Below are 23511 nucleotides of genomic sequence, written 5' to 3'. Positions count from 1 at the left end.
TTTTGATCGTTTTCTCGCCACGCTCGGCTATCCGAACTGGGAAGAGACGCAAAACCCGGTGTATCGCCTGTTTCTCGCATCGTAGAGCGGCTCGGGGTTTACCTTGACGTAGTGCGTGCCGCGCGACGAATGAGTCGTGCAGCGAATGCGCCACGAGCCCTGCCTGGACGGCGTTAGAGCCGAATTGTGCCCGCGGCCGTGTGCGGCCAATCAAGCCCTTTATCTCCAAACGCGATACGGCCTATCCACCGTATCGCGTTGCGCGATATAGCGCGTAGTCGCGAAACTGAGTGCAAATCTAACGCCGCATTCAGGAGACAATTCATGCGCACTCAAGTCGGCATCATCGGTGCCGGGCCTGCGGGGCTGCTGCTTTCCCATCTTCTTCAATTGCGTGGTATCGACTCCGTCGTGCTGGAGTCGCGTGCTCGCGATCAGATCGAATCCACCATCCGCGTCGGCGTGCTTGAACAAGGCACGATGGACCTGTTGACCGAAGCCGGTGTCGGCGCCCGCATGAAGGCCGAAGGCGCGCTGCATCACGGCTTCGAGCTGGCGTTCGAAGGCAAGCGGCGCCGCATCGATCTGACCGGACTCACAGGGCATTCGATTACGGTCTACGCACAGCACGAAGTGATCAAGGATCTCGTCGCGGCACGTATGGCCGACGACGGCAAGCTGCGTTTCAGCGTGTCGGACACGTCGATTTACGGCATCGATACCGACCAGCCGTCGATCCGTTATCGCCACGAGGGTGAAGCGTACGAATTGCAATGCGACTCCGTGATCGGCCGCGACGGTTCGCAGGGCGTGTCGCGCGCGTCGATTCCGCAGACATTGCGCAAGGATTTTGAACGTGTGTACCCGTTCGGTTGGTTCGGTATCCTGTGTGAAGCGCCGCCGTCATCGGATGAATTGATCTACGCGCGTCACGAACGCGGCTTCGCGCTGATCAGCACGCGCTCGCCGAACGTGCAGCGCATGTACTTCCAGTGCGACCCGAAAGACTCGGTGGAGAATTGGTCCGACGACCGGATCTGGGCGGAACTGCATGCACGAGTCGATTCGCACGATGGCCGACAAATCGTCGACGGCAAGATCTTTCAGAAGAACATCGTCGCCATGCGCAGTTTCGTGTCGAACACCATGCAACATGGCAGGCTCTTTCTGGCGGGCGACGCGGCGCATATCGTGCCGCCCACCGGCGCGAAGGGTATGAATCTGGCGGTGGCGCGCGCACAAAGCATCCGGCCGTCGCACACTCACGCATAGATGAAATCTTTCCCGGCGAATGCAGCGGGACGAAACGACAGCGGCTTATGTCCGCGCTGTCATTTTGCCGGGGTATGCTCTCCCTTTAGTGTGTTCTTCGAAAAAGGGGCAGAGGCAAATGCGGCGTGTCATATTCAACCAGAAGGGCGGGGTGGGCAAATCGACCATCGTGTGCAACCTGGCGGCCATCAACGCCAGCGAGAACCTGCGTACGCTGGTTATCGATCTCGACCCTCAAGGTAACTCCAGCCAGTATCTGCTTGGCAAAGAGGCCAGCGATCTCAAGCCCAACGTCGCGGACTTCTTCGAAACGGCCTTGAGTTTCAGCTTCAGACCGACGCCGGTCTCGACGTTCATTCACCGCACGCCGTTCGAAAACCTCGACGTGATGCCCTCTCATCCGGATCTCGACACGCTTCACGGCAAGCTGGAGTCGCGCTACAAGATCTACAAGCTGCGTGACGCGTTGAACGAACTGGACGAGTACGACGCGATTTACATCGATACGCCTCCGGCATTGAATTTCTATACCCGCTCCGCGCTGATTGCGGTCGAGCGCTGCCTGATTCCTTTCGACTGCGACGATTTTTCCCGCCGCGCCCTGTATACGCTGCTCGACAACGTCAAGGAGATTCAGCAGGACCATAACGCCGGCCTGGAAGTCGAAGGTATCGTGATCAACCAGTTTCAGCCGCGCGCAAGCCTGCCCCTTCAACTGGTCGAGGAGCTGATCAGCGAAGGCTTGCCTGTGCTGGCGTCGCGATTGTCGACTTCGGTGAAGATTCGCGAGTCGCATCAGTACGCGAAGCCGATGATTCACTTCGACCCGCGTCACAAACTCGCCCATGAATTCATGGCATTGCATCGGGAGCTGATTGGATAGTCTCAGGCATGCCTCGCTAGTCACGCGTGTCCGGATCGCTTTCGCGACTGAGGAATGAATCCGTTGATCATTCCGTTCGGCGGGCTCGTGAATGTGATAATCGGGCACGTTCACTCGCTAACGAGGTAATGCAATGCAGGTCTATGGCAGACGCAGTTCGATCAACGTACAAAAAGTGCTGTGGTGTCTCGCTGAACTGGGTTTCGCAGAAGGGCGGGAATTTTCGCGGATCGATGCCGGGCTCGAGTTCGGCGTGATCGACACGCCGCCGTATCGTGCGCTCAATCCGAACGGGTTGGTGCCCACGCTCGTGGATGGTGAGTGCGTGCTGTGGGAGTCGAATACGATCGTGCGCTATCTGGCCGCGAAATACGACGCGCAAACCTTGTTGCCGTCCGAACCCGCTGCGCGTGCCGATGTCGAGCGCTGGATGGACTGGCAACTCGGCACGCTCTGGGCAACGTTGCGCGTCGCGTTCCTCGGTCTGACGCGAGTGCCGGAGGAGCAACGCGACTATGACGCCATCGAGCGTTCATATCGCGAAGCAACGCGACTTCTAGGCATTGCCGACGCTGTCCTCGCGAAACACGACTATCTCGCGCAGGATCGCTTTACCGTGGCCGATATCGGAGTCGGCCTCGCGGCGCACCGCTGGGTGCATCTCGCTGAACGGTTTCCCAACGTGCTCCAGGCACCGCAGCCTTTGCCTTCGCTGGACCGCTGGCTTCAGGCGGTCAAAGGCAGGCCGGCTTTTTCCGTGGCGGTCGCTCCCTGATTTGGCGTGAGGCGTGGCGCATATGCGCCTCACTCGGTCAAAGCGTCGCGAAAAGGCGCGACCATAATCGCGCCGAACAGAATCCATTCGAATATGTAGTACGTTGGCCGATGCCATGCCTTTAGACGCTTTCTAACCCGTCGCACGGCATACAGATAGTTGAAAATGCGATTCAGAAACCCAATGCGATTTCCCGCTTCGTTCGGCGAGGCTGCCGTGCGAAGCTGAATGGCGGAAAACATCCGATTGAACGCGGCCGCCCAGCGAAAATACATTGTTCGGAGTGGAGAAGCGTTCGGAATGGAGACCGGGGCCGAGCCGCCGCACTCGCTGAAGCGACCGAGCCTGCGTGGTATAGCGCTCTGAATGACTGCTGCTCCGCAAAACAGGCACTGTGCGCGCCATGCAGAACAGTCCCCTCGTCCGAACAGAGAAAGCAGCGTTTTTTCAACAAATGCCTTTAGAAAACACCGGCTGCCCAACCGTTTTTCAATTGTAGTGGCAGCAGCAACAGTGAATTCAGGATTGTCGGATTTATCCGCCCGCGCCGGGCACCTACACTGTATTCACCGCTGCAACAACAGCCCCATCCGCAGCGCGTAGAAAGACAATCTCTGGAGGTGGTTTCATGAAGTCGCTCATTCAAGCTGTTGCTATCGCCGTTGTTCTTGCCGCGCCGGTAGCATCGTTCGCCCAGTCGTCCAATGACGCCGCGTCGCAAGCCGTGCAAGCGCAGGCCTCGGGCCAGCAACAATCGGCTCAAACGGACAAGAGCGGTTATGGCTCAGGCAGCCGTGGCACGTGGCAAGCGGGTTATGGTAACGACACGACGGTGAGTTCGTATTCGCCGCCGATCCGCAACATTCGTTAAGCAAACGACGAAGCGCGCGGCGAACACATCGCCGCGCGGGCGGATTGTTTTCTATGGCGCGCGCAACAGGGTCATTTCGTTGTGCAGCAGCGCCAGCAGATCATCATTACTAGGCCGCGTGCCCCAGTGCCGCGCGCCCGCTACTGACGCAATCGCGATCCACGAGTGAGGTGGAAACCATTCGCGCAGCAGTGTGCCATCCTGACGCAAACACAATTGGCCGGTCTGCTCGCTGTATTCGGCGCAGATCAGCGTGTCGTTGATTTGCGCGGTGACTCGGAGTGGATCGCTGCGTAGCACAATGTTGCTCCCGCGGATTAGGTGGCGCGCATGCGTGCGCGGCACGGTCGCGTCATCAACGCGACCGTGCCGCGTGCATCAATGATCGCCGTGACCGTGACCGTAGCCGCGATCGTCGCCATGGCCATGCCAGCCGTTATCGTGACCGCGCCAGTCGCCGTGCGGACCACGCGCCTCGTGCCATTCGCGTCCGTCGCGGTGACGCTCTTCCCACTCGCGCCGTTCCCAGTAGCGGTGGCCGTCGTAATAGCGCTCGCCGTACCAGCCCGGACTCACCACGACCACCGGCGGAGCCGGAGCATAAACCGGCGGCGGGGGCGGGGCATACACGGGTTCGGGCGCGTAAGCGACGCCGGGAATGCCGATGTTCACACCCACATCGACGTGGGCCAGCGCGACTGACGATGCGCCGATTCCGAGTCCCGCAACGATCGCCATGGACAGCCAGCGGTTTCGTGATTTGTTCATGTTGTATTTCCCGCTTCTACGATAGTGAGTGGAAAGTCTTGTGTGGCTCGCGCTCAATAGCGGTCGCGATCGTGATAGCGATAATGGTCATGATCGTGGTAACCGCCCTCGGGGACGACGATGCAACCGCTCAATGCACCGCCGAACGTGACGGCGAGAATGGCCAGCGCGAAAATTCTTTTCATGACGTTGCTCCTGTTTCCTTGTGACCCGAACTCTACTGACCGGCCGTATTTCCGGTGTGTTTGTGTGTAACAGGACGTGTCGATAGGCGCGTGTGGCGACAACGCGTGTACCGCGTAAGGGGCGCACGCCAGAGCCTGGTGAGAAGAGGGCGGATTATGCGGCGATCGGCGCGCAAGCCATTGAACGCACTGCAAATACAGCGTGATGGTCGACCCTCGCGCAAAGCGCTGCGGGCCGATCGGCGTGTGGATCGGCGGCACCCGGTCTCGTGGCGGGCAGGATTACCGCATCCATGCCGTACGGATACATTCAGTTGCAGACTAAGTTGCTGACCGGCGCTGTTGGCCGATTGAATCGCTCCGGTCGATTGATGATCCGCCGAAACATTGCGCGTGAGTGTCAGGACGTGGACAGTCGCCATTGGCGCCCGGCATGCGTAGCGACACGATTACGTCGATATCGACGCGGTGACGTCCGCGCGCGAACCTGGAACGTCGCGCGTGATAAGCACATGAAAAACAAGTCTTTTACGCGCGTCGCCAAGACTGGTTAGATCACGGGATCGACTGTCCGTCGGTCGATTCTGTTCAATCGCATTTCTTGCCGGTCAGCCATGAGCACACTTACCGAAGCGTTCACGCCGGATGCCGCGGCGCTCGCCGCGCGCCGGATGCCCTCGCGTGCTGTGCCATTGGAGTGGTCGCAGCGCGACGGCCGCAAGCTCGACGCCGATCTGCGCGAGGCGATCCACGCGGCCTTCACCGCGAACCCGTGCCTGAAGAGTTGGCCTGCCCAGGCGATCGACGCGCTGTGCGACGCCGGCCACCTTCGCACGTGGACCAATGGCGAGTTGATTTTCGCGCGCGACGAGCCGTGCGACGACATTCAGGTCGTACTGTCCGGCGCGATCGAAATGAGCTGGACCAACGCGGCCGGCGTCCGCGCGGTGGCGGTGTATATGTGGCCGAACGAGGTCATCAATTTCATTCCGGTTCTGGACCGGCGCGGTTCGATGCATGATCAGCGCGCGCACGGGTCGACCACGCTGTTCCACATTCCCGGTCAAGCGCTGTTCGATCTGTTCGCCCGCGAGCCGGTGCTGTTGCGTAACGTGCTGGATCTGATCTGCCTGCGCAGCCGCGCACTGCACGGCCGCATGAGCAGGGCTGCGCTGGCGGATTTTCGCGCGCGCATGGCGGACCAGTTGCTCGCGCTCGCCGAATGGCATGGCAGACAAACGGAGCGGGGCGTCGAGTTGACGATCAGACTCTCACAGGAGGATCTCGCGGCCTTGCTTGCCGCGTCACGGCAGAGCGTCAACAAGGAACTGCGCTGGCTGGTGCGCAACGGTATCGTCGACGTGCGTTATAGCCGCCTGACCGTGATCGACATGAAGGCGCTGCGCGAACTGAGCGAGGCCGCGTGAGAAGACTGATAACGATATAAAAAGCGCTTCTATCAAGTGTCCAAAGCGCGATAGATTCGCGGCGCCCACCCTGTCGATAATGACTCGTCGATTCAGACCTGTCCTGTCCTCAAACCGGGAGTTGCATCACATGTCGAACCTCAGTCTCGCGACGTCCAACGCACTGGACATTCATCCCGTCACTGGCCGCATCGGCGCGGAAGTTCGCGGCGTACGGCTGTCCGGCCAGCTCGAGCCCGCAACGCTCGAAGCCATTCGCGCGGCGTTGCTGCGTCACAAGGTGATCTTTTTCCGCGGCCAGACGCACTTGCAGGACGCCGACCAGGAAGCGTTCGCCAAGCTGCTCGGCGAGCCGGTTTCGCATCCCACGGTGCCGGTGGTGGACGGCACGGACTATCTGCTCGAACTCGACTCGCATCGCGGCGGCCGCGCGAATTCATGGCATACGGATGTGACCTTCGTCGATGCCTATCCGCAAGCGTCGATCCTGCGCGGCGTGACGATTCCGGAAGTGGGCGGCGACACGGTATGGGCCAACACGGCCACCGCCTATGACGATCTGCCGCCGCCACTCAAAGCGCTCGCCGAACAATTGTGGGCCGTGCACAGCAACGAATACGACTATGCGAACCACGCGAACGTCGGCGAGCGCGGGCGCGATACCGAGGCGTTGAAACGTTACCGCGAGGCGTTCGTGTCCACGCGCTACGAGACCGAGCATCCGGTCGTGCGCGTGCATCCGGAATCCGGCGAAAAGACCTTGATTCTCGGGCACTTCGTGAAGAGTTTCGTGGGCCTCACGCCGAGTGCGTCGGCGCATGTGCTCGAACTGCTGCAAGGCTACGTGACGCGGCTGGAGAACATCGTGCGCTGGCGCTGGCAGACTGGCGACGTGGCGATCTGGGACAACCGCGCGACCCAGCACTACGCGGTCAACGACTATGGCGACGCCCACCGGGTGGTGCGGCGCGTCACGCTGAAAGGCGATGTGCCGGTCAGCGTCGACGGCCGCCGCAGCTTCACGCGCAGTGTCGAACCGAGACCGGCGGCGAAGGCGGCCTGAGGGTCGCGCTCACCTCGATTGCTCGCGAGTGGTTTCGTTCAGCGCGCATGGCGCGGCTATTCAGTGGCGAGCTGCGCCGGCGCGGTTGTTTCCCGATAGCCGAGCCGCGTCGAGATCGCGAGGCCCGACTTTCTGAGCAGCGCGACGTAGTGCGACTTGGTGTCGGCGCCGCAACGCATGGTCGGAAATGAAATGGACAAACCGGCGATCACGCGGCCGAAGCGGTCGAACACCGGCACGGCGAGACACTGCAGGCCTTCTTCCTGTTCCTCGTTGTCCTCGCCGTAGCCTTGCTCGCGCACGCGCGGCAGGATGCTGAGCACGGCTTCGGCGGAGGCGAGCGTCTTTTGCGTCGACTTGCGGAATTCGACGTGGGAAAGCACTTCGCGCGCGTCGGCCGGTTCCATCCACGCGAGCAGCACCTTGCCGATCGCCGTGCTATGCAGCGGATTGCGCCGGCCGATGCGCGATTGCATGCGCAGCCCGTAATCGGCGTCGATCTTGTGAATGTAGATGATGGCGTCTTCGTCGAAAGCACCGAGGTGTACCGCCTCGCGCGTCGCCGCGCCGATACGGCGCATCTCGACGTCGGCCTCGCGGACCAGATCGACGCTTTCCAACGCTTTCGCGCCGAGTTCGAACAGACGGATGGTCAGCCGGTAGCGCTCGGTTTCCACTTCCTGCGTCACGTAGCCGAGCGACTTCAACGTCTGGATCACGCGATGCACGGTGGTCTTCGACATGCCGAGCCGCTGCGACAGTTCGCTAATGCCGATCTGTCCGCTGTCGCCGATCGCGCCGAGAATCGCGAAGACCCGGCCGATCGACGAGGCCGATTCGCCCTTGTCGCAAACCATGCCGCCCATGCCGCCGAAGTCGGCGTTCTCCGCGTCCTGTAGGTGGGCGGGGGCGTCGTCCTTGCGCTGTTTGCCTGTTGCTGCCATTGCCTTCTTCCCTGTCTATGCGTTGCCGCGCCGCCAACGCGCGTGTCGGCGACGCGCCGAGAGCATACCGCGTCCCGCGCGCGCTGCCGAGTCAACGCGCGAGCCAGCCGCCGTCCACCGCCAGTGTATGCCCGTGCACATAGTCCGAAGCGGATGACGCGAGGAACACGACCGGGCCCGCCAGGTCGTCCGGGGTGCCCCAACGGGCGGCCGGAATGCGGCCGAGAATCTCGTCGTTGCGCTGCGCATCGTGGCGCAAGGCCGCCGTGTTCGCGGTCGCCATGTAGCCTGGCGCGATCGCATTCACATTGATGCCTTGCGCCGCCCATTCGTTCGCGAGCAACCGCGTGAGCCCGAGCACGCCGCTTTTCGATGCCGTATAGGAGGCCACCCGTATGCCGCCCTGAAACGACAGCATCGACGCGACATTGATGATCTTGCCGCCGCTTCGCTGCTTGACGAACTGCCGCGCGGCGGCCTGCGAGAGGAAGAACAGGCTCTTCAGATTGACGTCCACGACCGCGTCCCAGTCGGCTTCGGTGAAATCGAGCGCGTTGTCGCGGCGGATGATGCCCGCGTTGTTCACCAGCACGTCGATGCGGCCGAAAGCCTCGACCGCGGCGCGCACGATGTCCTCGACCGGCGCGATCGAGCCGAGATCGGCGCGCACGTCCGCGAAGCGTCGGCCGGTTGCGGCCACGCGCGCGGGCGTGTCGCCGGCGTCGGCCCGGCTCACGCCGACAATGTCGCAGCCGGCGTTTGCCAGCGCGAGCGCCATGGCCGCGCCAAGGCCCGTGTTGCTGCCGGTGACGATGGCGACGCGGCCGGTGAGATCAAAGGTGTTCACGGTATTCATGCCCATGTCGTGCGCCGGGAGTTCCTGGCGCGAGAGAAGCAGTTAAGCGAGCAGCAAAGCGAGCAGTTGAAAATCGGGCGAAGAAAGCGACGAAGAAAGCGGCCCGTCAACGCAAGTCCCCAACGGCGATGTGATCCATGTCGCTGAACACCTGGTTTTCTCCGACCATGCCCCAGATGAACGTGTACGCCTGCGTGCCGACGCCGGAGTGAATCGACCAGCTCGGCGAAATCACCGCCTGCTCGTTGTGCACGAGAATGTGCCGCGTCTCGTTCGGCTCGCCCATCATGTGAAAGACGGCGGCGTCGGCGGCGACGTTGAAATAGAAATAGACCTCCATGCGGCGTTCATGCGTATGGCACGGCATGGTGTTCCACAGGCTGCCCGGTTCGAGCTTCGTCATGCCCATGGACAGCTGGCAGGTGGGCAGCACTTCGGGAACGATGAACTTGTAGATGGTGCGGCGGTTGCTCGTGGCGGGGTCGCCGAGCGTTTGCGGCGAGGCTTGCGCCAGCGTTATCGTGCGGGTCGGATACGACGTGTGCGCGGGGGCGCAGTTCAGGTAGAACTTCGCGGGGCGCGTGGCGTCGTCGCTGCCGAAGGCGACGGCCTGCGCGCCTTTGCCGATGTAGATCGCCTCTTCATTGCGCACCGTATGGCGCGTGCCGTCCACATCGACCCAGCCGTCGCCGCCGATGTTGATCGCGCCGAGTTCGCGCCGCTCCAGCAGATAACTCACGCCGATCGCCTTGCCGAGCGAGCCGGGCACTTCGACCGCGCGCGCCACCGGCGACACGCCGCCGACGATGATCCGGTCGATATGGCTATAGGTGAGTTTCAACGCATCGCGCTCGAACACCTGATCGACCAGAAACGCCTGGCGCAGCCCTGCGGTGTCGAGCGTCTTCGCGTATTCGCTGTTGATGGCCTGTCTCACTTCCATGGTGCTTTCTCCGCTCGGTTGGCGCGCCTTGCCGTCTCTCCAGGCAGGCGCCGTTCTGGGTTCGACTGTAGCGCAGAAATGCGGTCTCGGAACAGTGGTCCGAAAATAGTGCAATGCGTCACCATGACTGGCAAGGGTTTCAGAAGACGCACGGGTAAACGATAAACGCAAATTTCAATAGAAACGGAACGGCGTTCCTGAGGCGGTGCTATATTGCGCCGAAAGGGAGCAGCCCGGCTTAAGAACGGGACATTACCCCGGGTGATCCACCCGATAACTGGACGCAAAGTCCACGGAGGAGGCATGAAGCTCAAGAAGGCCATCGACCGCATTCCTGGCGGCCTGATGCTGGTGCCGTTGCTGCTCGGCGCCTGCGTCCACACGTTTGCGCCGGGCGCGGGCAAGTACTTCGGGTCGTTCACCAATGGGTTGATTACCGGCACCGTGCCGATTCTGGCGGTGTGGTTCTTCTGCATGGGCGCGACCATCGATCTGCGGGCGACCGGCACCGTACTGCGTAAATCCGGCACGCTGCTGGTGACGAAAATGATCGTGGCATGGATCGCGACGATCGTCGCCTCGCACTTCATTCCGATCGACGGCGTCAAGGCGGGGCTCTTCGCCGGACTTTCGGTGCTGGCGATCACGACCTCGATGGACATGACCAACGGCGGACTCTACGCGGCCGTGATGCAGCAATACGGAACCCGGGAAGAGGCGGGCGCGTTCGTGCTGATGTCGGTGGAATCCGGGCCGCTCGTCAGCATGATCATTCTCGGCGCGACCGGCGTGGCGTTCTTCGAACCGCGCCTGTTCGTCGGCGCGGTGCTGCCGTTTCTGATCGGCTTCGTGCTGGGTAATCTGGATGGCGAATTGCGCGAATTCTTCGGCCGTTGCGTGCATCCGCTGATCCCGTTTTTCGGCTTTGCGCTCGGTAACGGCATCGACCTCGGCGTGATTGCGAAAAGCGGCGTGCCGGGAATCGTGCTGGGTCTGGGCGTGATCGTGGTGACCGGTATTCCGCTGATTCTCGCGGACCGCTGGATCGCCGGCGGCAATGGAGCGGCGGGGCTGGCGGCTTCGTCGACGGCGGGGGCCGCGGTGGCCAATCCGGCGATCATCGGCGAGATGATTCCGAGCTTCAAGCCTCTGGTGCCTGCCGCAACCGCGATGGTGGCGACGGCCTGTCTCGTGACGGCGATTCTGGTGCCGATCCTCACGGCGCTGTGGGTGCGCCGGCATCATGCGCGCGACGCGTTGCGCGAGGAGTTCGCGGCCGCAAGCGCGCCGCCGCTCAATGAGCGGGACGTGCATGTGTAGGGCGGGTTGAAGCCGGCTCGCTTGCGTTCCTGATAGACGTAAGCGGGTTCAGGCGTCAGCAGGTCGCGCGATTGGCCTGTGGTTGCTTGCGCTTGCGGGTAGTGGCTGCGGGTTCGCCCGTGCTCATGACAATAAAAAAGGTCCGCGAGCGACGGCTCACGGACCCGGTGCAGTGTAACGAAGCGTTGGCGGAAGGCGGCGAAAACGCCGCCTGCGCGAACCTTAGACCGCCATCACAGATACGGCCTTGGTGACCAGGTAGCCTTCCATCGCTTCAGGGCCGCCTTCCGAGCCGTAGCCCGAATCCTTCACGCCGCCGAACGGCATTTCCGGCGACGGCGTAGCCGGCTGGTTGATCCACAGCATGCCGACTTCCAGTTGCTGCGACAGCAGATGCACATTGGCGAACGACTTGGTGAACGCGTAGCCGGCGAGACCGTACGGCAGACGGTTGGCTTCGGCGATCGCTTCTTCCAGTGTGTCGAAGCCGCGGATCGCGGCGATCGGGCCGAACGGCTCGTTGTTGAACACGTCGGCTTCGAGCGACACGTTGGTCAGCACGGTCGGTGCGAAGAAGTTGCCTTCCGAGCCCACGCGCTCGCCGCCCGTTTCCACCTTGGCGCCGGTTTTGCGGGCGTCGTCGAGCACCTTGCTCATTGCCGTCAGACGGCGCGCGTTGGCGAGCGGCCCGAGAGTCGTGCCCTCGGCAAGCCCGTCGCCCAGCTTGAGGCCTTCAGCGTGCTTGACGAGCGCCGCGGCGAATTCCTCGCGGATGCTGTTGTGCACGAGAAAGCGCGTGGGCGAGATGCATACCTGACCGGCATTGCGAAACTTCGCACCACCTGCGGCCTTCACGGCGAGCGCCACGTCGGCGTCTTCGGCCACGATGACCGGCGCGTGACCGCCCAATTCCATCGTCGCGCGCTTCATGTGTGCGCCGGCCAACGCCGCCAGTTGCTTGCCGACCGGCGTCGAGCCGGTGAACGTGACCTTGCGGATCACCGGATGCGGAATCAGATAGCTGGAGATTTCAGCCGGGTCGCCGAACACCAGGCCGACCGTACCCGCCGGCACGCCGGCTTCGACGAAGGCCTGCAGCAGCGCTGCCGGCGACGCCGGGGTTTCTTCCGGCGCCTTGACGAGGAACGAGCAGCCGCACGCGAGCGCGGCGCTCAGCTTGCGCACCACCTGGTTGACCGGGAAATTCCACGGCGTGAACGCCGCCACCGGGCCGATCGGCTCCTTGAGCACGAGTTGCTGCGCCGCAAGGTTGCGCGACGGCACGATGCGGCCGTAGACACGGCGGCCTTCGTCGGCGAACCATTCGATGATGTCCGCTGCCGCCAGCACTTCGACGCGCGCTTCGGCGAACGGCTTGCCCTGTTCCTGCGTCATCAGGCGGCCGATGTCCGACGCTCGCTCGCGCACCAGCGCGGCGGCGCGGCGCATGGTGTTGGCGCGCTCGTTGGCCGGCACTTTGCGCCAGGCTTCGAAGCCGCGCTGCGCGGCGGCCAGCGCCCGGTCCAGATCGGCAATGCCGGCGTGCGCCACTTTGCCGATGGCCTGGCCGGTGGCCGGGTTGATGACGTCGAGGGTCTTGCCGCTGGCGGCGTCGCACCACTCGCCGTTGATCAGAAGTCGGGTATCGGTATAGCTCGAAATGGCCATGCTGGGGTTCCTGTATAGGGGAAGACGACAGGCCGCGCGCGAGTGAAACATGGGGCTGAATCTGCGCGGGCCCTGGATGGACTGCCGATACCAATCATCTTATCTGATTGTGCAAAATCGCACCGACGGGCGGCCCGGCCGCGCCGCGCGGCACGCGTCTTGCGGCGCGGCTGGCGCGACAGCGGGAAACTGCCCAAAGCGGTGCCGCGCAAAGAAGCGTAGAGTCGAACAGCAGTGGCAGGAACCGGCGCGGACCCGCGGCCGTGGATGGTGCTGGAGGCCGGCTCGGGCAGGCAAAAGCAGAGAAAAGCAGGGAAAAAGCCGGCTCGAGCAGGCGAAAGCAGTACGCAAGGCGGTACGCGAAGCAGCGCGTTAGGCAACGTTCGCAGCGGCGAGCGAAACCCGGCGAATGCAGCCCAATCAACCCAGATGCACGAGGAATCGACATGCCAACCGGTACAGTGAAATGGTTCAATGACGCGAAAGGCTTTGGCTTCATCACCCCCGACGACGGCGGTGAAGATCTGTTCGCTCACTTCTCGGAAATTCGTTCCGAGGGTTTCAAGTCCTTGCAGGAAAACCAGAAGGTCAGCTTTGAAATCAAGCAGGGACCGAAGGGCAAGCAGGCGGCGGATATCAAGCCGGTCTGAACTGAAAGGCCGGTTCGCGCGTGACAGGCGCGCGGCCGGCCGGTATTTTCCTTAAGGTTTCCTTCAGCTTTGCTCCGTAGTATTTGCGCGATTACCCGCCGCCCGGCGGGCAAAATTTCTGATTTTTTGTCGTTACTGAACAGAAAGCGCCGATACGAGGCTTGCTGGAGCATCCATGAAAACCCTGTTCTTGCAGGCGCCGTCGTACGACGGCTTCGATGGTGGCGCGGGTTCGCGCTATCAGGCCAAACGCGAAGTCCGCTCGTTCTGGTATCCGACGTGGCTTGCGCAGCCCGCGGCACTCGTGCCCGATAGCCGAGTGCTCGATGCACCGGCAGATGGTCTGTCGGTGGATCAAACGCTCGACATTGCGCAGCAATACGATCTGGTGGTGATCCACACCAGCACGCCGTCCTTTCCCACCGACGCCCTGTTCGCCGAAGACCTGAAGAAGCGCAAGCCTTCCGTACTGATCGGCATGGTGGGCGCGAAGGTCGCCGTCGATCCTCACAATTCGCTGGTTGCCACCGAGGCGATCGATTTCCTCTGCCGCGAGGAATTCGACTTCACCTGTCAGGAAGTGGCCGAAGGCAAACCGTTCTCGCAGATCAAGGGCCTCAGCTATCGCGCCGCCGACGGTTCGATCGAGCACAACGAAGCGCGCCCGATCCTCGAAAACATGGACGAGCTGCCGTTCGTGGCGCCCATCTACAAGCGCGATCTGAAGATCGACAATTACTTCATCGGCTATCTGAAGCATCCGTACGTGTCGATTTACACGGGCCGCGGCTGCCGCTCGAAGTGCACGTTCTGCTTGTGGCCGCAAACCGTGGGCGGCCACCGCTACCGCACGCGCTCGGTCGAGAACGTGCTGGCCGAAGTGAAGTGGATTCGCGACAACATGCCCGAAGTGAAGGAGATCATGTTCGACGACGACACGTTCACCGATTTCAAGCCGCGCGTTGAGGAAATCGCCCGCGGTCTTGGGAAACTGGGCGTGACGTGGTCGTGCAACGCGAAGGCGAACGTGCCGTATTCGACGCTGAAGATCATGAAGGAAAACGGCCTGCGCCTGCTGCTGGTCGGCTACGAGTCCGGCGACGACCAGATTCTGCTGAACATCAAGAAGGGGCTGCGCACGGATATCGCGCGCCGTTTCAGCGACGACTGCCGCAAGCTCGGCATCAAGATTCACGGCACCTTCATTCTCGGTCTGCCCGGCGAGACGCAGGACACGATCCAGAAGACGATCGAATACGCCAAGGAGATCAATCCGCACACGATCCAGGTGTCGCTCGCCGCGCCGTATCCCGGCACCAGGCTTTACAACGAGGCCGTTGAAAACGGCTGGCTCGAAGAGAACAAGGTGATCAACCTCGTCAGCAAATCAGGCGTGCAGCTCGCGGCGATCGGCTATCCGCACCTGTCGCGCGACGAGATCTACCATCAGCTAGAAAACTTCTATAAGCGTTTCTATTTCCGGCCGTCGAAGATCTGGGAAATCCTGCGCGAGATGCTGACGAGCTGGGACATGATGAAGCGGCGCTTGCGTGAAGGCGTCGAATTCTTCCGTTTCCTGCGCGCCCGCCAGGCGTGAGCGCCGCGCATCTGGCCGCCGTCACGCTCGCCTGCGCGTGCGCGGCGGGCGCGGTCCTCGGCATCGGCTACACCGCGCTCGCCGGTGTGCTGATCGGACGGTTCTTCAAACGCGCGGTGTCCGAGCCGACCGACTTCGTGCCGGTTACCATAGTGAAACCGCTGCACGGTAACGAGTGGGCGCTGCTCGACAATCTCTCGAGCTTCTGCCGGCAGAACTATCCGGGGCCCGTGCAGTTTCTGTTCGGCGTGCACGACTCCGCCGATCCCGCGCTGCAAGCCGTCGACGAATTGCGGCGCCTGCATCCCGAAGCGGACATCACCGTAGTGGCCGATGCGCGCCTCTATGGGCCGAACCGCAAGATCAGCAACATCCTCAATATGCTGCCGCAAGCGCGGCACGACGTGCTCGTCTTCGCCGACAGCGACGTGAGCGTCGGAGCGGACTATCTGCGCCACGTGATAGGCGAATTGCAGAAGCCCGGCGTCGGACTCGTCACCTGTGCGTATCGCGGACAGCCCGATCCCGGTTTCTGGCCGCGCCTGTCGGCCAAGGCGACCAACTATCAGTTCCTGCCAGGCGTCGTGACGGGCCTCGCGCTCGGGCTCGCGCGCCCGTGCTTCGGCCAGACGATCGCGATGCGGCGCGATACGCTCGACAACATCGGCGGCCTGACGCCGTTCGTGCGGCATCTGGCGGAAGATCACGCAATCGGTGAAGCGGTGCGGCTGACCGGCGAGAAGGTGGTGATTCCGCCGTTCACCATCTCGCATGCCTGCGTCGAATCGAGCGCGGCACAGTTGATCGAGCACGAGTTGCGCTGGAGCCGCACGATCCGCCGCATCGATCCGCTCGGCCATCTTGGCTCGGCACTGGTTCATCCGTTCGCGTTCGCATTGCTCGCGGTTATCTTCTCGGCGGGCGGCTGGTGGGCGTGGTCGCTCGCGCTGGCCGCCGTCGGCGCGCGGCTTGCCCTGAAGCTGCTGTCCGATCGCGCGCTGAAGCAGGCGCATCGTGACCTGTGGCTGCTGCCAATATGGGATATCGTATCGTTTGCGATTTTCGTCGCGAGCTTCTGGTCGTCGCGCGTGATCTGGCGAGGCTTCAGCTTCAAGGTGGACGGCGACGGCCTGTTGTCGGCGGCGCAGGACGAATGACGGACGAAGGGCAGCCTGGATCGGCAATGATGAGTCGTATTTTCGAAGCAGATTTCAAACGCGAAGCAACGCGCCTGAAGCGCGCGCACGAGGTGGGCGCGTGATGAAACACCTCGGCCGCGTCGCCGCGCTAGTTGGCCTGCTGGTCTCGCTCTGGCTCGTCTGGCAGGATAATCCCGCCGCCGTGCTCGGCGCGCTGCGCGCCGCCGGCGTGGGACTGCTGCTGGCCGCGCTCGCCCACGTGCTGCCGATGCTCGCCAATGCCTGCGACTGGCGTTCGCTGATTCGCGGCGCGAACCGTCCGGGCGTGTTCCAGATGCTGCACCTCGTGTGGGTGCGCGAATCGGTCAACAGCATGCTGCCGGTGGCGCGCATCGGCGGCGAAGTAGTGTCGTTTCGCATGCTCAGGCGTTGGGGCGTGCGGCCGTCCACGGCGGTGGGCAGCATCATCGTCGACATGCAGCTCACTGTGATCAGCCAGTTGCTCTTCACGATGGTCGGCATCGGCTTCCTGTTCGCGCATGCGCATTCCGATACGCTGCGGCTCGCCGGACAACTGGCATGGGGCGTGGTGGTGCTCACGCCGCTCCTCGTGCTGTTCTCGCTCGTGCAGCACGCCAGTCCGTTCGAGCGCATCACGCGCACACTCAATCATATGACGAGCGGCAAGCTCGCCGCGCTGGTCGGACAGTCGGCGCAGATCGATCAGGCCATCAAGCTGATCTGGCGCAGGCGTGGCGTGGTGGTGCGTTATCTGTTCTTCTGGCAACCGTTGCAGTGTTTCCTCACGTCGCTGGAAATCTGGCTCGCGCTGTACTTTCTCGGCGTGCACGTCACGCTCGTCGAAGCGGTGGTGATCGAATCGCTGATCCAGGCGATCAGCAGCGCGGCCTTCTTCGTGCCGGGCGGGCTCGGCGTGCAGGAGGGCGGCTTCATTCTGATCGGCGGCGCGCTTGGCCTCGATCCCTCCACCTGTCTCGCGCTGGCCGGCGCACGGCGCGTTCGCGACCTCGTGATGTTCGTGCCGGGGCTGGTTGCGTGGCAGTTCGCGGAGTCGTCGAATCGGGCGCCGCAGCGAGCCTTCGAGCGCGCACCTTAGCGAGACGAACGGACAGGGCACGCGGACGGCGTGGCGCGTATAGCGAGCAACTGCGGGTGAGGGGGACGGCGCGCCGTCAGTTCGCGTCGCGATCTTCTCAGCTCACCTGAGCATAGGCGGGAAACGACACCTCGACCGTGAGGCCTCGTTCGCCAATGCCCGCACCCAGACGCAGGCTCGCGCCGAAGTGCTCCGCGATCCGCGCGACGATCGACAGTCCCAGCCCGCTGCCGGTGGCCTGATTGCCGGTCGCGCGAAAGAAACGATTCGTCAGACGGTCGAGATCGTCGGGCGCGACGCCGGGGCCGTCGTCGCGTACGCTCACCTGCACGCGGTCTTCGGCGTGCTGCACGGCTACTTCTATGCTGCCGCCGGCGCGGCCGTACTTGATCGCGTTATCGAGCAGATTGTCGAGCAGGATGCCGATTAGCACGGGCTCCGCGTTGATCTCGGCGCGCATGTCGCCCTTGAGCATGACGTGAATGTTTTTCTGCTGGGCGTTGCGCTCGTTGGCGAGCAGCGCGTCTTTTGCCACCACGGCGGGTTTGAGCGGCGCCGTCGACATGGTTTCATGCGCGTCCAGACGCGCGAGCAGCAGCAATTGCTCCGCGAGCCGCGCGCTGCGATCGACGCCTTGCACCACGCGTTCCATTGCCAGCCGTTGCCGCGCTTCGTCCGTTTCGGCCAGTGCGACCTGTGCCTGCACCTTGATCGCGGCCAGCGGCGTTTTCAGTTCATGAGAGGCGTCGGCGGTGAACGCGCGCTCGCGCTCCAGCGAGTGCAGCAAACGCGAGAGCAGCAGATTGATCGCATCGACGAGCGGTCGCACCTCGGTCGGCGCGCGGCCGATATCGACCGGTTCCAGCCGGTTCACGCCACGAGTACGGATCGCACCCGAGAGGACCCGGAGCGGCGCGAGGCTCCAGCCGATGCTGAACCACACCAGCACCGCCAGCACCGGCAGCGCGATCAACGTGGGGCGGGCGATGCGGCTCGCGACGCCGCTCACCAGGTCGCTGCGCGTGTTGGCCGGTTCGAAGACGCGCACAGTGTGCCCGAGCAGCGTGTCGCGCAAGGTGAACGAGTGATACATCTGGCCGCTGAGCGTGATGTCCCGCGCGCCGCTCGCAGCCGGCACCGGTAGATCCCATGCGTTGAGCGCGCGCAATTGCGGGCTGCCCGCCAGCACCTCGCCGTTCGCGCCGCGCACCTGAAAGAGGGCGTCGCGCGGCAGCGAATCGTCGTCGTCGCTGTCGTTGGCGCCGGGCTCACCGCCTCTTTCTTCTTCGCGCACGTCGATGCGGGCGTTGGCGAGCGTGGTCAGATTGCGCTCATCGAGCAGCGCGAGAATCTGCGCGAGTTCGGCGAGCCGCGCCCCTTCCCATTCGCTCACTTCGCGCACGGCCTGGCGATAGCTGGACACGAGCGCAATGCCCCACATCAGCACGATGCTCGCGAGAACCAGCAGCACGAGCCGCCGGCGGATCGACGCGCCCATCATTCTTTCTCCACCACGTAGCCGATATTGCGCACCGTCTTGATCAGCTTCGCGCCGAGCTTCTTGCGCAGATTGGACACGTGCACCTCGATCGCGTTGCTCTCGATTTCTTCCTGCCAGCCATACAGGCTTTCTTCAAGACGCGAGCGCGACTGCGGTATGCCCTGGTTGGTCAGCAACTGCATCAGGATGGCCCATTCGCGCGAGGTGAGCGGCACGCGTTTCGCGCCCACTTCGACGGTTTGAGCGGCCGGATTGACCGTCAGGTGCTGATAGCGGATCTGCTCGACGCTGCGGCCTTGCGCACGGCGCAGCAGAGCCCGGCAGCGCGCGATCAGCTCGGTCAGGTCGAAAGGCTTGCCCACGTAGTCGTCGGCACCCGCTTCGAGGCCATCGACCCGGTCGACCACCGTGCCCCGCGCGGTCAGGACCAGCACCGGCACGTGCTTGCCCGAATCGCGCAGCCGTTTGAGCAGATCCATGCCCGATACGCGCGGTAACCCGAGATCGAGCACCACCAGCGCGTACGCGGTCGTGTCGAGCGCGAGACCGGCCTTGTGGCCGTCGCGGGCCCAGTCGACCGTGAAGCCGGCTTGGCGCAGTCCTGCTTCGACACCGCAGCCGATCAGATCGTCGTCTTCTACGAGGAGTACGCGCATGGGTCCATTCGTTCCATTCGATGTTTTTTGCATGGCGGCCGGCAGGTCAGGTGTCGAACCGCAGCCCGAAGTTTAACCATGCTGTTCATAACACGCTTTATACGCCTTCTTCCTTAAGGTTTCCTTCAGCTTGAATCGCTACTATCGGCCATCAACAGAACCTTGCCGCGGCGCCATTGCAAGCACGCGGTCTCGCGTCTGTTGCAACGTCTTTGCAGTTCAATCGTAGGCATCTCGATGGAATGGACGGTCGGCCGTTTTTCGGGCCGACGGGTCGCGCCGAGGCAAGGCGCCAGGCATTTCGTCAGGCAACGAGACCGAGTCATGAAGCCAGTCACCCTCGATATGCTGCGCGCCCACCTGCTGGTGGCTTCGCTTACGGCCATGGGCGCGGAGTTGCTCGTGTGCCTCGGGCTGCTGGTGTGGCCGGTTTCGGAGCACGCCTTCGGTTCCACGCCGTTCCGGCTTTTGGCCGTGGCGGTGATTGTCAGCGGTGTGATCGTCACGCGCCAGTTCGCGCACGCCGCTTTCGACTTCGCTCTGCAGGGTCATTACGCCACAGGCGCCGGCCGGCCCGCACGGTCTGTCGCGGTCGCCTCGAACTGTCCGCGGCGCTGGCTCGTGATTCTTCATCTGCGCCTGACCGGCAGACCGTTCGTGCTCGCCGAGCATTGACGGAATGGGACGATGGCGGCGCACGCATTAACAGCATGCCAATGGGTCCTGCTCGGCGGATGCGTCGGCGCTTCGCTGTACGCGCTGCTGGCGGCGGTTGCGATGCCGTTTTTCGCCTCTCGCCGGCGCGTAACGGGTAGTCCTGCTCAAGGCGCTTCGCGCAACGCGCATCCGGTGTATCCCTTCAAACATGTCGGTGTCAGCGTGCTCAAGCCGCTGTGCGGCGCCGAGCCACGTCTCTACGAAAATCTGCGGACCTTCTGCGAGCAGCGCCATGGATACTTCCAGCTGGTGCTCGGCGTGTCCTCGCCCGACGACCCGGCCATTGCCGTGGTCCGACGGCTTCAGGCGGCCTATCCATTGCACGACATCGAACTCGCGATCGATACGCGCGTGCACGGCAGCAATCTCAAGGTCAGTAATCTGATCAACATGGCGGAGCGGGCCCGCCATGAGGTAATCGTGATCGCCGATAGCGACATTGCCGTCGAAGACCATTATCTCGACAGCGTGGCCGCGCCGCTCGCGGATCCGCGCGTGGGCGTGGTCACGTGTCTTTACGTGGCCCAAGGTGTCGGCGGTTTCTGGCCGCGCGTGGGCGCGCTCTTCATCAACGAATGGTTCGCGCCGTCGGTGCGTGTCGCGCACGCGGCCGGTTCGCGCAGTTTCGGCTTCGGTGCGACGCTCGCTTTGCGGCGCGCGACACTCGAGCGCATCGGCGGTTTCGAGGTGCTGAAAAACTGTCTCGCGGACGATTACTGGCTGGCCGAACACGTGCGCGCCCTCGGGCTGCAAACCGTACTCTCTCGCGTGATCGTGGCCACCGATGTGATCGAGCCGACGTTCTCCGCGCTGTGGCAGCGCGAAACGCGCTGGCTGCGCACGATCCGCTCGGTGAACCCGCTCGGCTTCGCGTTCCTCTTCATCACCTTTCCCACGCCCTGGCTGCTAACCGGCGCGTGGCTCACCGCCAGCCTTGCAGCGAATACGTCCCACGCGGCCCACGTGTGGGCCGAGCTCACGTGCGCAACCAGCACGACGATCGGCCTCGCTGCCCGTCTGCTGTTGCATTGGCGCTCCGCGCGCCATGGGCGTACTTTCTGGCGTGATCTGCCGCTCGTGCCCTTGCGCGATGCCTTGCTGGCGTTGCAGTGGCTGGCGGGCGCGTTCGGCTCGCACGTGGTGTGGCGCGGTGCGCGTGTGCCCGTCGAGACTTCCACGTCGAGGGCGGCGCGCGGCGGCGCGATGAACGTGATGGATGTCGCGGAGGCGTCCGATGGTCGCTAAGCCGCGCGGACTCATCGTGACCGCCGACGATTTCGGACTGCACGCGCGCGTGAACGAGGCGGTCGAGCGCGCGCATCGCGACGGTGTGCTGAGCGCCGCGAGCCTGATGGTCGGCGCGCCGGCCGCCTGCGACGCGGTGGCGCGCGCGCGTGCGTTGCCGCAACTGCGGGTCGGTCTGCATCTGGTGCTGGCTGACGGCGTCGCGAGCGCGCCGCGCGAGCGGATTGCGGCTTTGGTCGACGAACATGGCCGCTTTGGCAGCAACATGGCGTGGGACGGCGTGAGGTTCTTTTTCTTGCCGCACGTGCGCAAGCAGCTTGCACGGGAAATTCGCGCGCAGTTCGAGGCCTTCGCGAACACCGGTCTGACGCTCGATCATGTCAACACCCACAAACACTTTCATTTGCACCCGACGGTGCTTGGGCTGATTCTGGACATCGGCCGCGAATACGGAATGAAGGCCATGCGCTTGCCGTTCGAAGCGAATGCGCCGCTATGGTTGCGGCCGTGGATCGCGCGGGTCGAGGCGCGTCTGGATCGCGCGGGCATCGCGCATAACGATTATGTGGTTGGGATCGCGGATAGCGGGCGGATGGACGAGGTGGCGTGGCTTGCGGCGCTCGCCGATCTGCCGCATGGGGTGGGGGAGATTTATTGCCATCCGGCGGTGGCGGGCGAGCGGGCGTTGAGCGACGGCATGCGCGATTACCGGCACGAGGCGGAATTGCAAGCGCTGTTGTCGGCGAAGGTTGCCATGGCGATTCGCGCGGCGGGAGTGCGGGTCGGCGGTTTTGCGGATGTGCTGGCCGGGTAGTTTTGCGGTCGGCGCCGGCACTAGAGGGCCTAATGTTTCCCGGACGAAAGCGCCGGAGGTTTCCTGGCCGAAAGCGCCGGAGGTGGCTCGCTCGACGCATCTCCAGACGGGGGACTCAGCGTCGCGTCCAGTTCCGACGCGCTCGACACCTGGCGCAATTCATCGGCGATGATCGACACCAGCGCATCCGCCGCGGCGCTCAACGGGCGTCGCGGATGGGTCACGCACACGATATGCCGCACGATGCGCGGCGCGAGAATGGGGTAGGCGCGCAGGCTGCCATGGCGCACCCCGCGCTGCACGGCGATACGCGGCAGAATGGTCGCGAAGTGGGTACTCTCCACCAGTTTCACTATCGTGCTCAGCACGTCGATCTCGAAGCGCGGCGCGAGCAGCACGTCTTCATGCTGTGCAGCCGTATCGAGCACGCCCCGCAAGCCATGACGCTTGGTCGGCAGCACCAGTTCCAGTTCCGGCAGTTGCGCGAGTTCGATCGCGTGCGGCAACTCGGGTCCGTGCTCGGCGCTCGTCACCAGCACCATTTCCTCGTCGAGCAAGGGCTGCGCGTCGAGTGAGAGACGTGCGCGCGGTTTGTTGATCAGCGCCGCGTCGAGCTGGCCGCCCGCCACCCAGTCGATGAAAGTCGCGCTGTAGCCGTCCGCCACGGTCACTTCGACATGGGGGTAACGCGCGTGGAAACGCGACAGCGCATCGGCCAGCACGCTTTCCGTGACCGATGCGATCAGCCCGATCGACACATGCCCGGTCACCACCTCGTCGCGCTGCACGAGTTGCTGACGGGCGTGCGCGAGATCGCGCATGATCGGCAGAAACAGCCGGTACATCAGCCGGCCGGCCGCTGTCGGCGCCATGCCGTGCGCGTTGCGCTCGAAGAGCTGCTGATGCAGTTCGTCCTCGAGTTTGGCGATCTGCATGCTGAGCGCGGGCTGCACGATGTTCAGGCGTTTTGCCGCCCGCGTGACCGAACCGTCCTCGAAGAGCGCGATGAAATACTGGATTTGCCTGAGGTCCATGTTGGTATGAATAAAACATCAGCAAACGTAATGAGAACGGCGCGCCGTATCAGATGAAAACGGGAG

Annotated in this window: 23 protein-coding genes and 1 pseudogene; 14 read left to right on the top strand and 10 right to left on the bottom strand. The window is 63.4% G+C overall.

Annotation, left to right across the window (positions count from 1 at the left end; translation table 11 throughout):
- Window positions 1-324 precede the first annotated feature (324 nt).
- The 4 genes and pseudogenes from P0D68_RS28070 to P0D68_RS28055 form a co-directional block, all read left to right on the top strand.
- Window positions 325-1233, top strand: a pseudogene (locus P0D68_RS28070) (4-hydroxybenzoate 3-monooxygenase); the annotation flags it as partial.
- A gap of 157 nt (window positions 1234-1390) precedes the next feature.
- The gene (locus P0D68_RS28065) at window positions 1391-2155 is read left to right on the top strand and encodes a ParA family protein (RefSeq protein ID WP_408298131.1); all 765 of its coding nucleotides are present in this window, start codon (window positions 1391-1393) and stop codon (window positions 2153-2155) included.
- A gap of 133 nt (window positions 2156-2288) precedes the next feature.
- The gene (locus tag P0D68_RS28060; RefSeq protein ID WP_408298129.1) at window positions 2289-2930 is read left to right on the top strand and encodes a glutathione S-transferase family protein; all 642 of its coding nucleotides are present in this window, start codon (window positions 2289-2291) and stop codon (window positions 2928-2930) included.
- A 628-nt stretch (window positions 2931-3558) separates the two neighbouring features.
- A complete protein-coding gene (locus P0D68_RS28055; protein WP_091793819.1) occupies window positions 3559-3801 on the top strand; it encodes a hypothetical protein in 243 nt (80 codons plus the stop codon).
- A gap of 51 nt (window positions 3802-3852) precedes the next feature.
- Here the strand turns inward: P0D68_RS28055 and P0D68_RS28050 are convergent, their stop codons facing one another.
- From P0D68_RS28050 to P0D68_RS28040, 3 genes are all read right to left on the bottom strand, one after another.
- Window positions 3853-4101 carry a hypothetical protein gene (locus P0D68_RS28050; protein WP_091800458.1) on the bottom strand — a complete coding sequence of 83 codons (249 nt, stop codon included), beginning with the start codon at window positions 4099-4101 and terminating at the stop codon, window positions 3853-3855.
- Window positions 4102-4179: 78 nt separating this feature from the next.
- Window positions 4180-4569 (bottom strand): hypothetical protein, encoded by a 390-nt coding sequence (locus P0D68_RS28045; RefSeq protein ID WP_408187846.1) that lies wholly within the window; start codon window positions 4567-4569, stop codon window positions 4180-4182.
- Window positions 4570-4622: 53 nt separating this feature from the next.
- Window positions 4623-4754 carry a hypothetical protein gene (locus tag P0D68_RS28040; protein ID WP_408298126.1) on the bottom strand — a complete coding sequence of 44 codons (132 nt, stop codon included), beginning with the start codon at window positions 4752-4754 and terminating at the stop codon, window positions 4623-4625.
- A gap of 614 nt (window positions 4755-5368) precedes the next feature.
- Here P0D68_RS28040 and P0D68_RS28035 point away from each other — a divergent pair.
- Both P0D68_RS28035 and P0D68_RS28030 read left to right on the top strand, forming a co-directional pair.
- Window positions 5369-6181 (top strand): Crp/Fnr family transcriptional regulator, encoded by an 813-nt coding sequence (locus tag P0D68_RS28035; protein WP_408298124.1) that lies wholly within the window; start codon window positions 5369-5371, stop codon window positions 6179-6181.
- 130 nt (window positions 6182-6311) lie between these two features.
- A complete protein-coding gene (locus P0D68_RS28030; RefSeq protein ID WP_408187848.1) occupies window positions 6312-7244 on the top strand; it encodes a TauD/TfdA dioxygenase family protein in 933 nt (310 codons plus the stop codon).
- Between the two features lie 56 nt (window positions 7245-7300).
- On the opposite strand, the gene kdgR is transcribed toward P0D68_RS28030, so the two are convergent.
- The 3 genes from kdgR to kduI form a co-directional block, all read right to left on the bottom strand.
- Entirely contained in the window at window positions 7301-8188 is an 888-nt protein-coding gene (kdgR, locus tag P0D68_RS28025; RefSeq protein WP_408298122.1) for a DNA-binding transcriptional regulator KdgR, read from the bottom strand.
- A 91-nt stretch (window positions 8189-8279) separates the two neighbouring features.
- Window positions 8280-9050: a 2-dehydro-3-deoxy-D-gluconate 5-dehydrogenase KduD gene (gene kduD, locus P0D68_RS28020; protein ID WP_408298120.1), complete on the bottom strand. Its 771-nt coding sequence runs from the start codon at window positions 9048-9050 to the stop codon at window positions 8280-8282.
- Window positions 9051-9150: 100 nt separating this feature from the next.
- The gene (gene kduI / locus P0D68_RS28015) at window positions 9151-9987 is read right to left on the bottom strand and encodes a 5-dehydro-4-deoxy-D-glucuronate isomerase (RefSeq protein WP_408298118.1); all 837 of its coding nucleotides are present in this window, start codon (window positions 9985-9987) and stop codon (window positions 9151-9153) included.
- Between the two features lie 303 nt (window positions 9988-10290).
- On the opposite strand from kduI, the gene kdgT reads away from it, so the two are divergent.
- Window positions 10291-11307: a 2-keto-3-deoxygluconate transporter gene (kdgT, locus tag P0D68_RS28010; RefSeq protein WP_408298116.1), complete on the top strand. Its 1017-nt coding sequence runs from the start codon at window positions 10291-10293 to the stop codon at window positions 11305-11307.
- A gap of 222 nt (window positions 11308-11529) precedes the next feature.
- On the opposite strand, the gene P0D68_RS28005 is transcribed toward kdgT, so the two are convergent.
- A complete protein-coding gene (locus P0D68_RS28005; RefSeq protein WP_408298114.1) occupies window positions 11530-12975 on the bottom strand; it encodes an NAD-dependent succinate-semialdehyde dehydrogenase in 1446 nt (481 codons plus the stop codon).
- 446 nt (window positions 12976-13421) lie between these two features.
- On the opposite strand from P0D68_RS28005, the gene P0D68_RS28000 reads away from it, so the two are divergent.
- The 4 genes from P0D68_RS28000 (at window position 13422) to P0D68_RS27985 (ending at window position 17478) form a co-directional block, all read left to right on the top strand.
- Window positions 13422-13625: a cold-shock protein gene (locus tag P0D68_RS28000; protein WP_007181784.1), complete on the top strand. Its 204-nt coding sequence runs from the start codon at window positions 13422-13424 to the stop codon at window positions 13623-13625.
- Window positions 13626-13800: 175 nt separating this feature from the next.
- On the top strand, window positions 13801-15222 hold the full coding sequence (gene hpnJ / locus P0D68_RS27995; protein ID WP_408468777.1) for a hopanoid biosynthesis associated radical SAM protein HpnJ: 1422 nt from the start codon (window positions 13801-13803) through the stop codon (window positions 15220-15222).
- A complete protein-coding gene (hpnI, locus tag P0D68_RS27990; RefSeq protein ID WP_091793839.1) occupies window positions 15219-16379 on the top strand; it encodes a bacteriohopanetetrol glucosamine biosynthesis glycosyltransferase HpnI in 1161 nt (386 codons plus the stop codon). Before hpnJ ends, hpnI (P0D68_RS27990) begins: the two co-directional genes overlap by 4 nt.
- Before the next feature lie 103 nt (window positions 16380-16482).
- Window positions 16483-17478: a flippase-like domain-containing protein gene (locus P0D68_RS27985; protein ID WP_408298299.1), complete on the top strand. Its 996-nt coding sequence runs from the start codon at window positions 16483-16485 to the stop codon at window positions 17476-17478.
- A 97-nt stretch (window positions 17479-17575) separates the two neighbouring features.
- On the opposite strand, the gene P0D68_RS27980 is transcribed toward P0D68_RS27985, so the two are convergent.
- Window positions 17576-18979: an ATP-binding protein gene (locus P0D68_RS27980; RefSeq protein ID WP_408298110.1), complete on the bottom strand. Its 1404-nt coding sequence runs from the start codon at window positions 18977-18979 to the stop codon at window positions 17576-17578.
- Window positions 18976-19635: a response regulator gene (locus tag P0D68_RS27975; protein ID WP_408298108.1), complete on the bottom strand. Its 660-nt coding sequence runs from the start codon at window positions 19633-19635 to the stop codon at window positions 18976-18978. The genes P0D68_RS27980 and P0D68_RS27975 overlap by 4 nt, the downstream gene beginning before the upstream one ends.
- A 324-nt stretch (window positions 19636-19959) precedes the next feature.
- Between P0D68_RS27975 and P0D68_RS27970 the strand changes: the two genes are divergently transcribed.
- The 3 genes from P0D68_RS27970 to hpnK are packed head-to-tail and all read left to right on the top strand — an operon-like array spanning window position 19960 to window position 22411.
- Entirely contained in the window at window positions 19960-20310 is a 351-nt protein-coding gene (locus P0D68_RS27970; protein ID WP_091793847.1) for a hypothetical protein, read from the top strand.
- 12 nt (window positions 20311-20322) lie between these two features.
- A complete protein-coding gene (hpnI, locus tag P0D68_RS27965) occupies window positions 20323-21597 on the top strand; it encodes a bacteriohopanetetrol glucosamine biosynthesis glycosyltransferase HpnI (protein WP_408298106.1) in 1275 nt (424 codons plus the stop codon).
- Window positions 21587-22411, top strand: a complete 825-nt coding sequence (gene hpnK, locus P0D68_RS27960) for a hopanoid biosynthesis-associated protein HpnK (RefSeq protein ID WP_408298104.1) — start codon at window positions 21587-21589, stop codon at window positions 22409-22411. The genes hpnI (P0D68_RS27965) and hpnK overlap by 11 nt, the downstream gene beginning before the upstream one ends.
- A gap of 29 nt (window positions 22412-22440) precedes the next feature.
- Here the strand turns inward: hpnK and P0D68_RS27955 are convergent, their stop codons facing one another.
- Window positions 22441-23445, bottom strand: a complete 1005-nt coding sequence (locus tag P0D68_RS27955; protein WP_408298102.1) for a LysR family transcriptional regulator — start codon at window positions 23443-23445, stop codon at window positions 22441-22443.
- Window positions 23446-23511 lie beyond the last annotated feature (66 nt).

It is taken from the genome of Paraburkholderia sp. RL17-380-BIE-A, from assembly GCF_046028085.1.
Lineage (GTDB): Bacteria > Pseudomonadota > Gammaproteobacteria > Burkholderiales > Burkholderiaceae > Paraburkholderia.
This window is presented reverse-complemented; position numbering and strand designations above follow the sequence as displayed.

Excerpts from the sequence above, each read along its gene's own strand:
- P0D68_RS28065 (WP_408298131.1), top strand. The coding sequence starts at position 1,391 with ATGCGGCGTGTCATATTCAACCAGAAGGGCGGGGTGGGCAAATCGACC.
- P0D68_RS28060 (WP_408298129.1), top strand. The coding sequence starts at position 2,289 with ATGCAGGTCTATGGCAGACGCAGTTCGATCAACGTACAAAAAGTGCTG.
- P0D68_RS28055 (WP_091793819.1), top strand. The coding sequence starts at position 3,559 with ATGAAGTCGCTCATTCAAGCTGTTGCTATCGCCGTTGTTCTTGCCGCG.
- P0D68_RS28045 (WP_408187846.1), bottom strand. The coding sequence starts at position 4,569 with ATGAACAAATCACGAAACCGCTGGCTGTCCATGGCGATCGTTGCGGGA.
- P0D68_RS28040 (WP_408298126.1), bottom strand. The coding sequence starts at position 4,754 with ATGAAAAGAATTTTCGCGCTGGCCATTCTCGCCGTCACGTTCGGCGGT.
- P0D68_RS28035 (WP_408298124.1), top strand. The coding sequence starts at position 5,369 with ATGAGCACACTTACCGAAGCGTTCACGCCGGATGCCGCGGCGCTCGCC.
- P0D68_RS28030 (WP_408187848.1), top strand. The coding sequence starts at position 6,312 with ATGTCGAACCTCAGTCTCGCGACGTCCAACGCACTGGACATTCATCCC.
- kdgR (WP_408298122.1), bottom strand. The coding sequence starts at position 8,188 with ATGGCAGCAACAGGCAAACAGCGCAAGGACGACGCCCCCGCCCACCTA.
- kduD (WP_408298120.1), bottom strand. The coding sequence starts at position 9,050 with ATGGGCATGAATACCGTGAACACCTTTGATCTCACCGGCCGCGTCGCC.
- kduI (WP_408298118.1), bottom strand. The coding sequence starts at position 9,987 with ATGGAAGTGAGACAGGCCATCAACAGCGAATACGCGAAGACGCTCGAC.
- kdgT (WP_408298116.1), top strand. The coding sequence starts at position 10,291 with ATGAAGCTCAAGAAGGCCATCGACCGCATTCCTGGCGGCCTGATGCTG.
- P0D68_RS28005 (WP_408298114.1), bottom strand. The coding sequence starts at position 12,975 with ATGGCCATTTCGAGCTATACCGATACCCGACTTCTGATCAACGGCGAG.
- P0D68_RS28000 (WP_007181784.1), top strand. The coding sequence starts at position 13,422 with ATGCCAACCGGTACAGTGAAATGGTTCAATGACGCGAAAGGCTTTGGC.
- hpnJ (WP_408468777.1), top strand. The coding sequence starts at position 13,801 with ATGAAAACCCTGTTCTTGCAGGCGCCGTCGTACGACGGCTTCGATGGT.
- P0D68_RS27985 (WP_408298299.1), top strand. The coding sequence starts at position 16,483 with ATGAAACACCTCGGCCGCGTCGCCGCGCTAGTTGGCCTGCTGGTCTCG.
- P0D68_RS27980 (WP_408298110.1), bottom strand. The coding sequence starts at position 18,979 with ATGATGGGCGCGTCGATCCGCCGGCGGCTCGTGCTGCTGGTTCTCGCG.
- P0D68_RS27975 (WP_408298108.1), bottom strand. The coding sequence starts at position 19,635 with ATGCGCGTACTCCTCGTAGAAGACGACGATCTGATCGGCTGCGGTGTC.
- P0D68_RS27970 (WP_091793847.1), top strand. The coding sequence starts at position 19,960 with ATGAAGCCAGTCACCCTCGATATGCTGCGCGCCCACCTGCTGGTGGCT.
- hpnI (WP_408298106.1), top strand. The coding sequence starts at position 20,323 with ATGGCGGCGCACGCATTAACAGCATGCCAATGGGTCCTGCTCGGCGGA.
- hpnK (WP_408298104.1), top strand. The coding sequence starts at position 21,587 with ATGGTCGCTAAGCCGCGCGGACTCATCGTGACCGCCGACGATTTCGGA.
- P0D68_RS27955 (WP_408298102.1), bottom strand. The coding sequence starts at position 23,445 with ATGGACCTCAGGCAAATCCAGTATTTCATCGCGCTCTTCGAGGACGGT.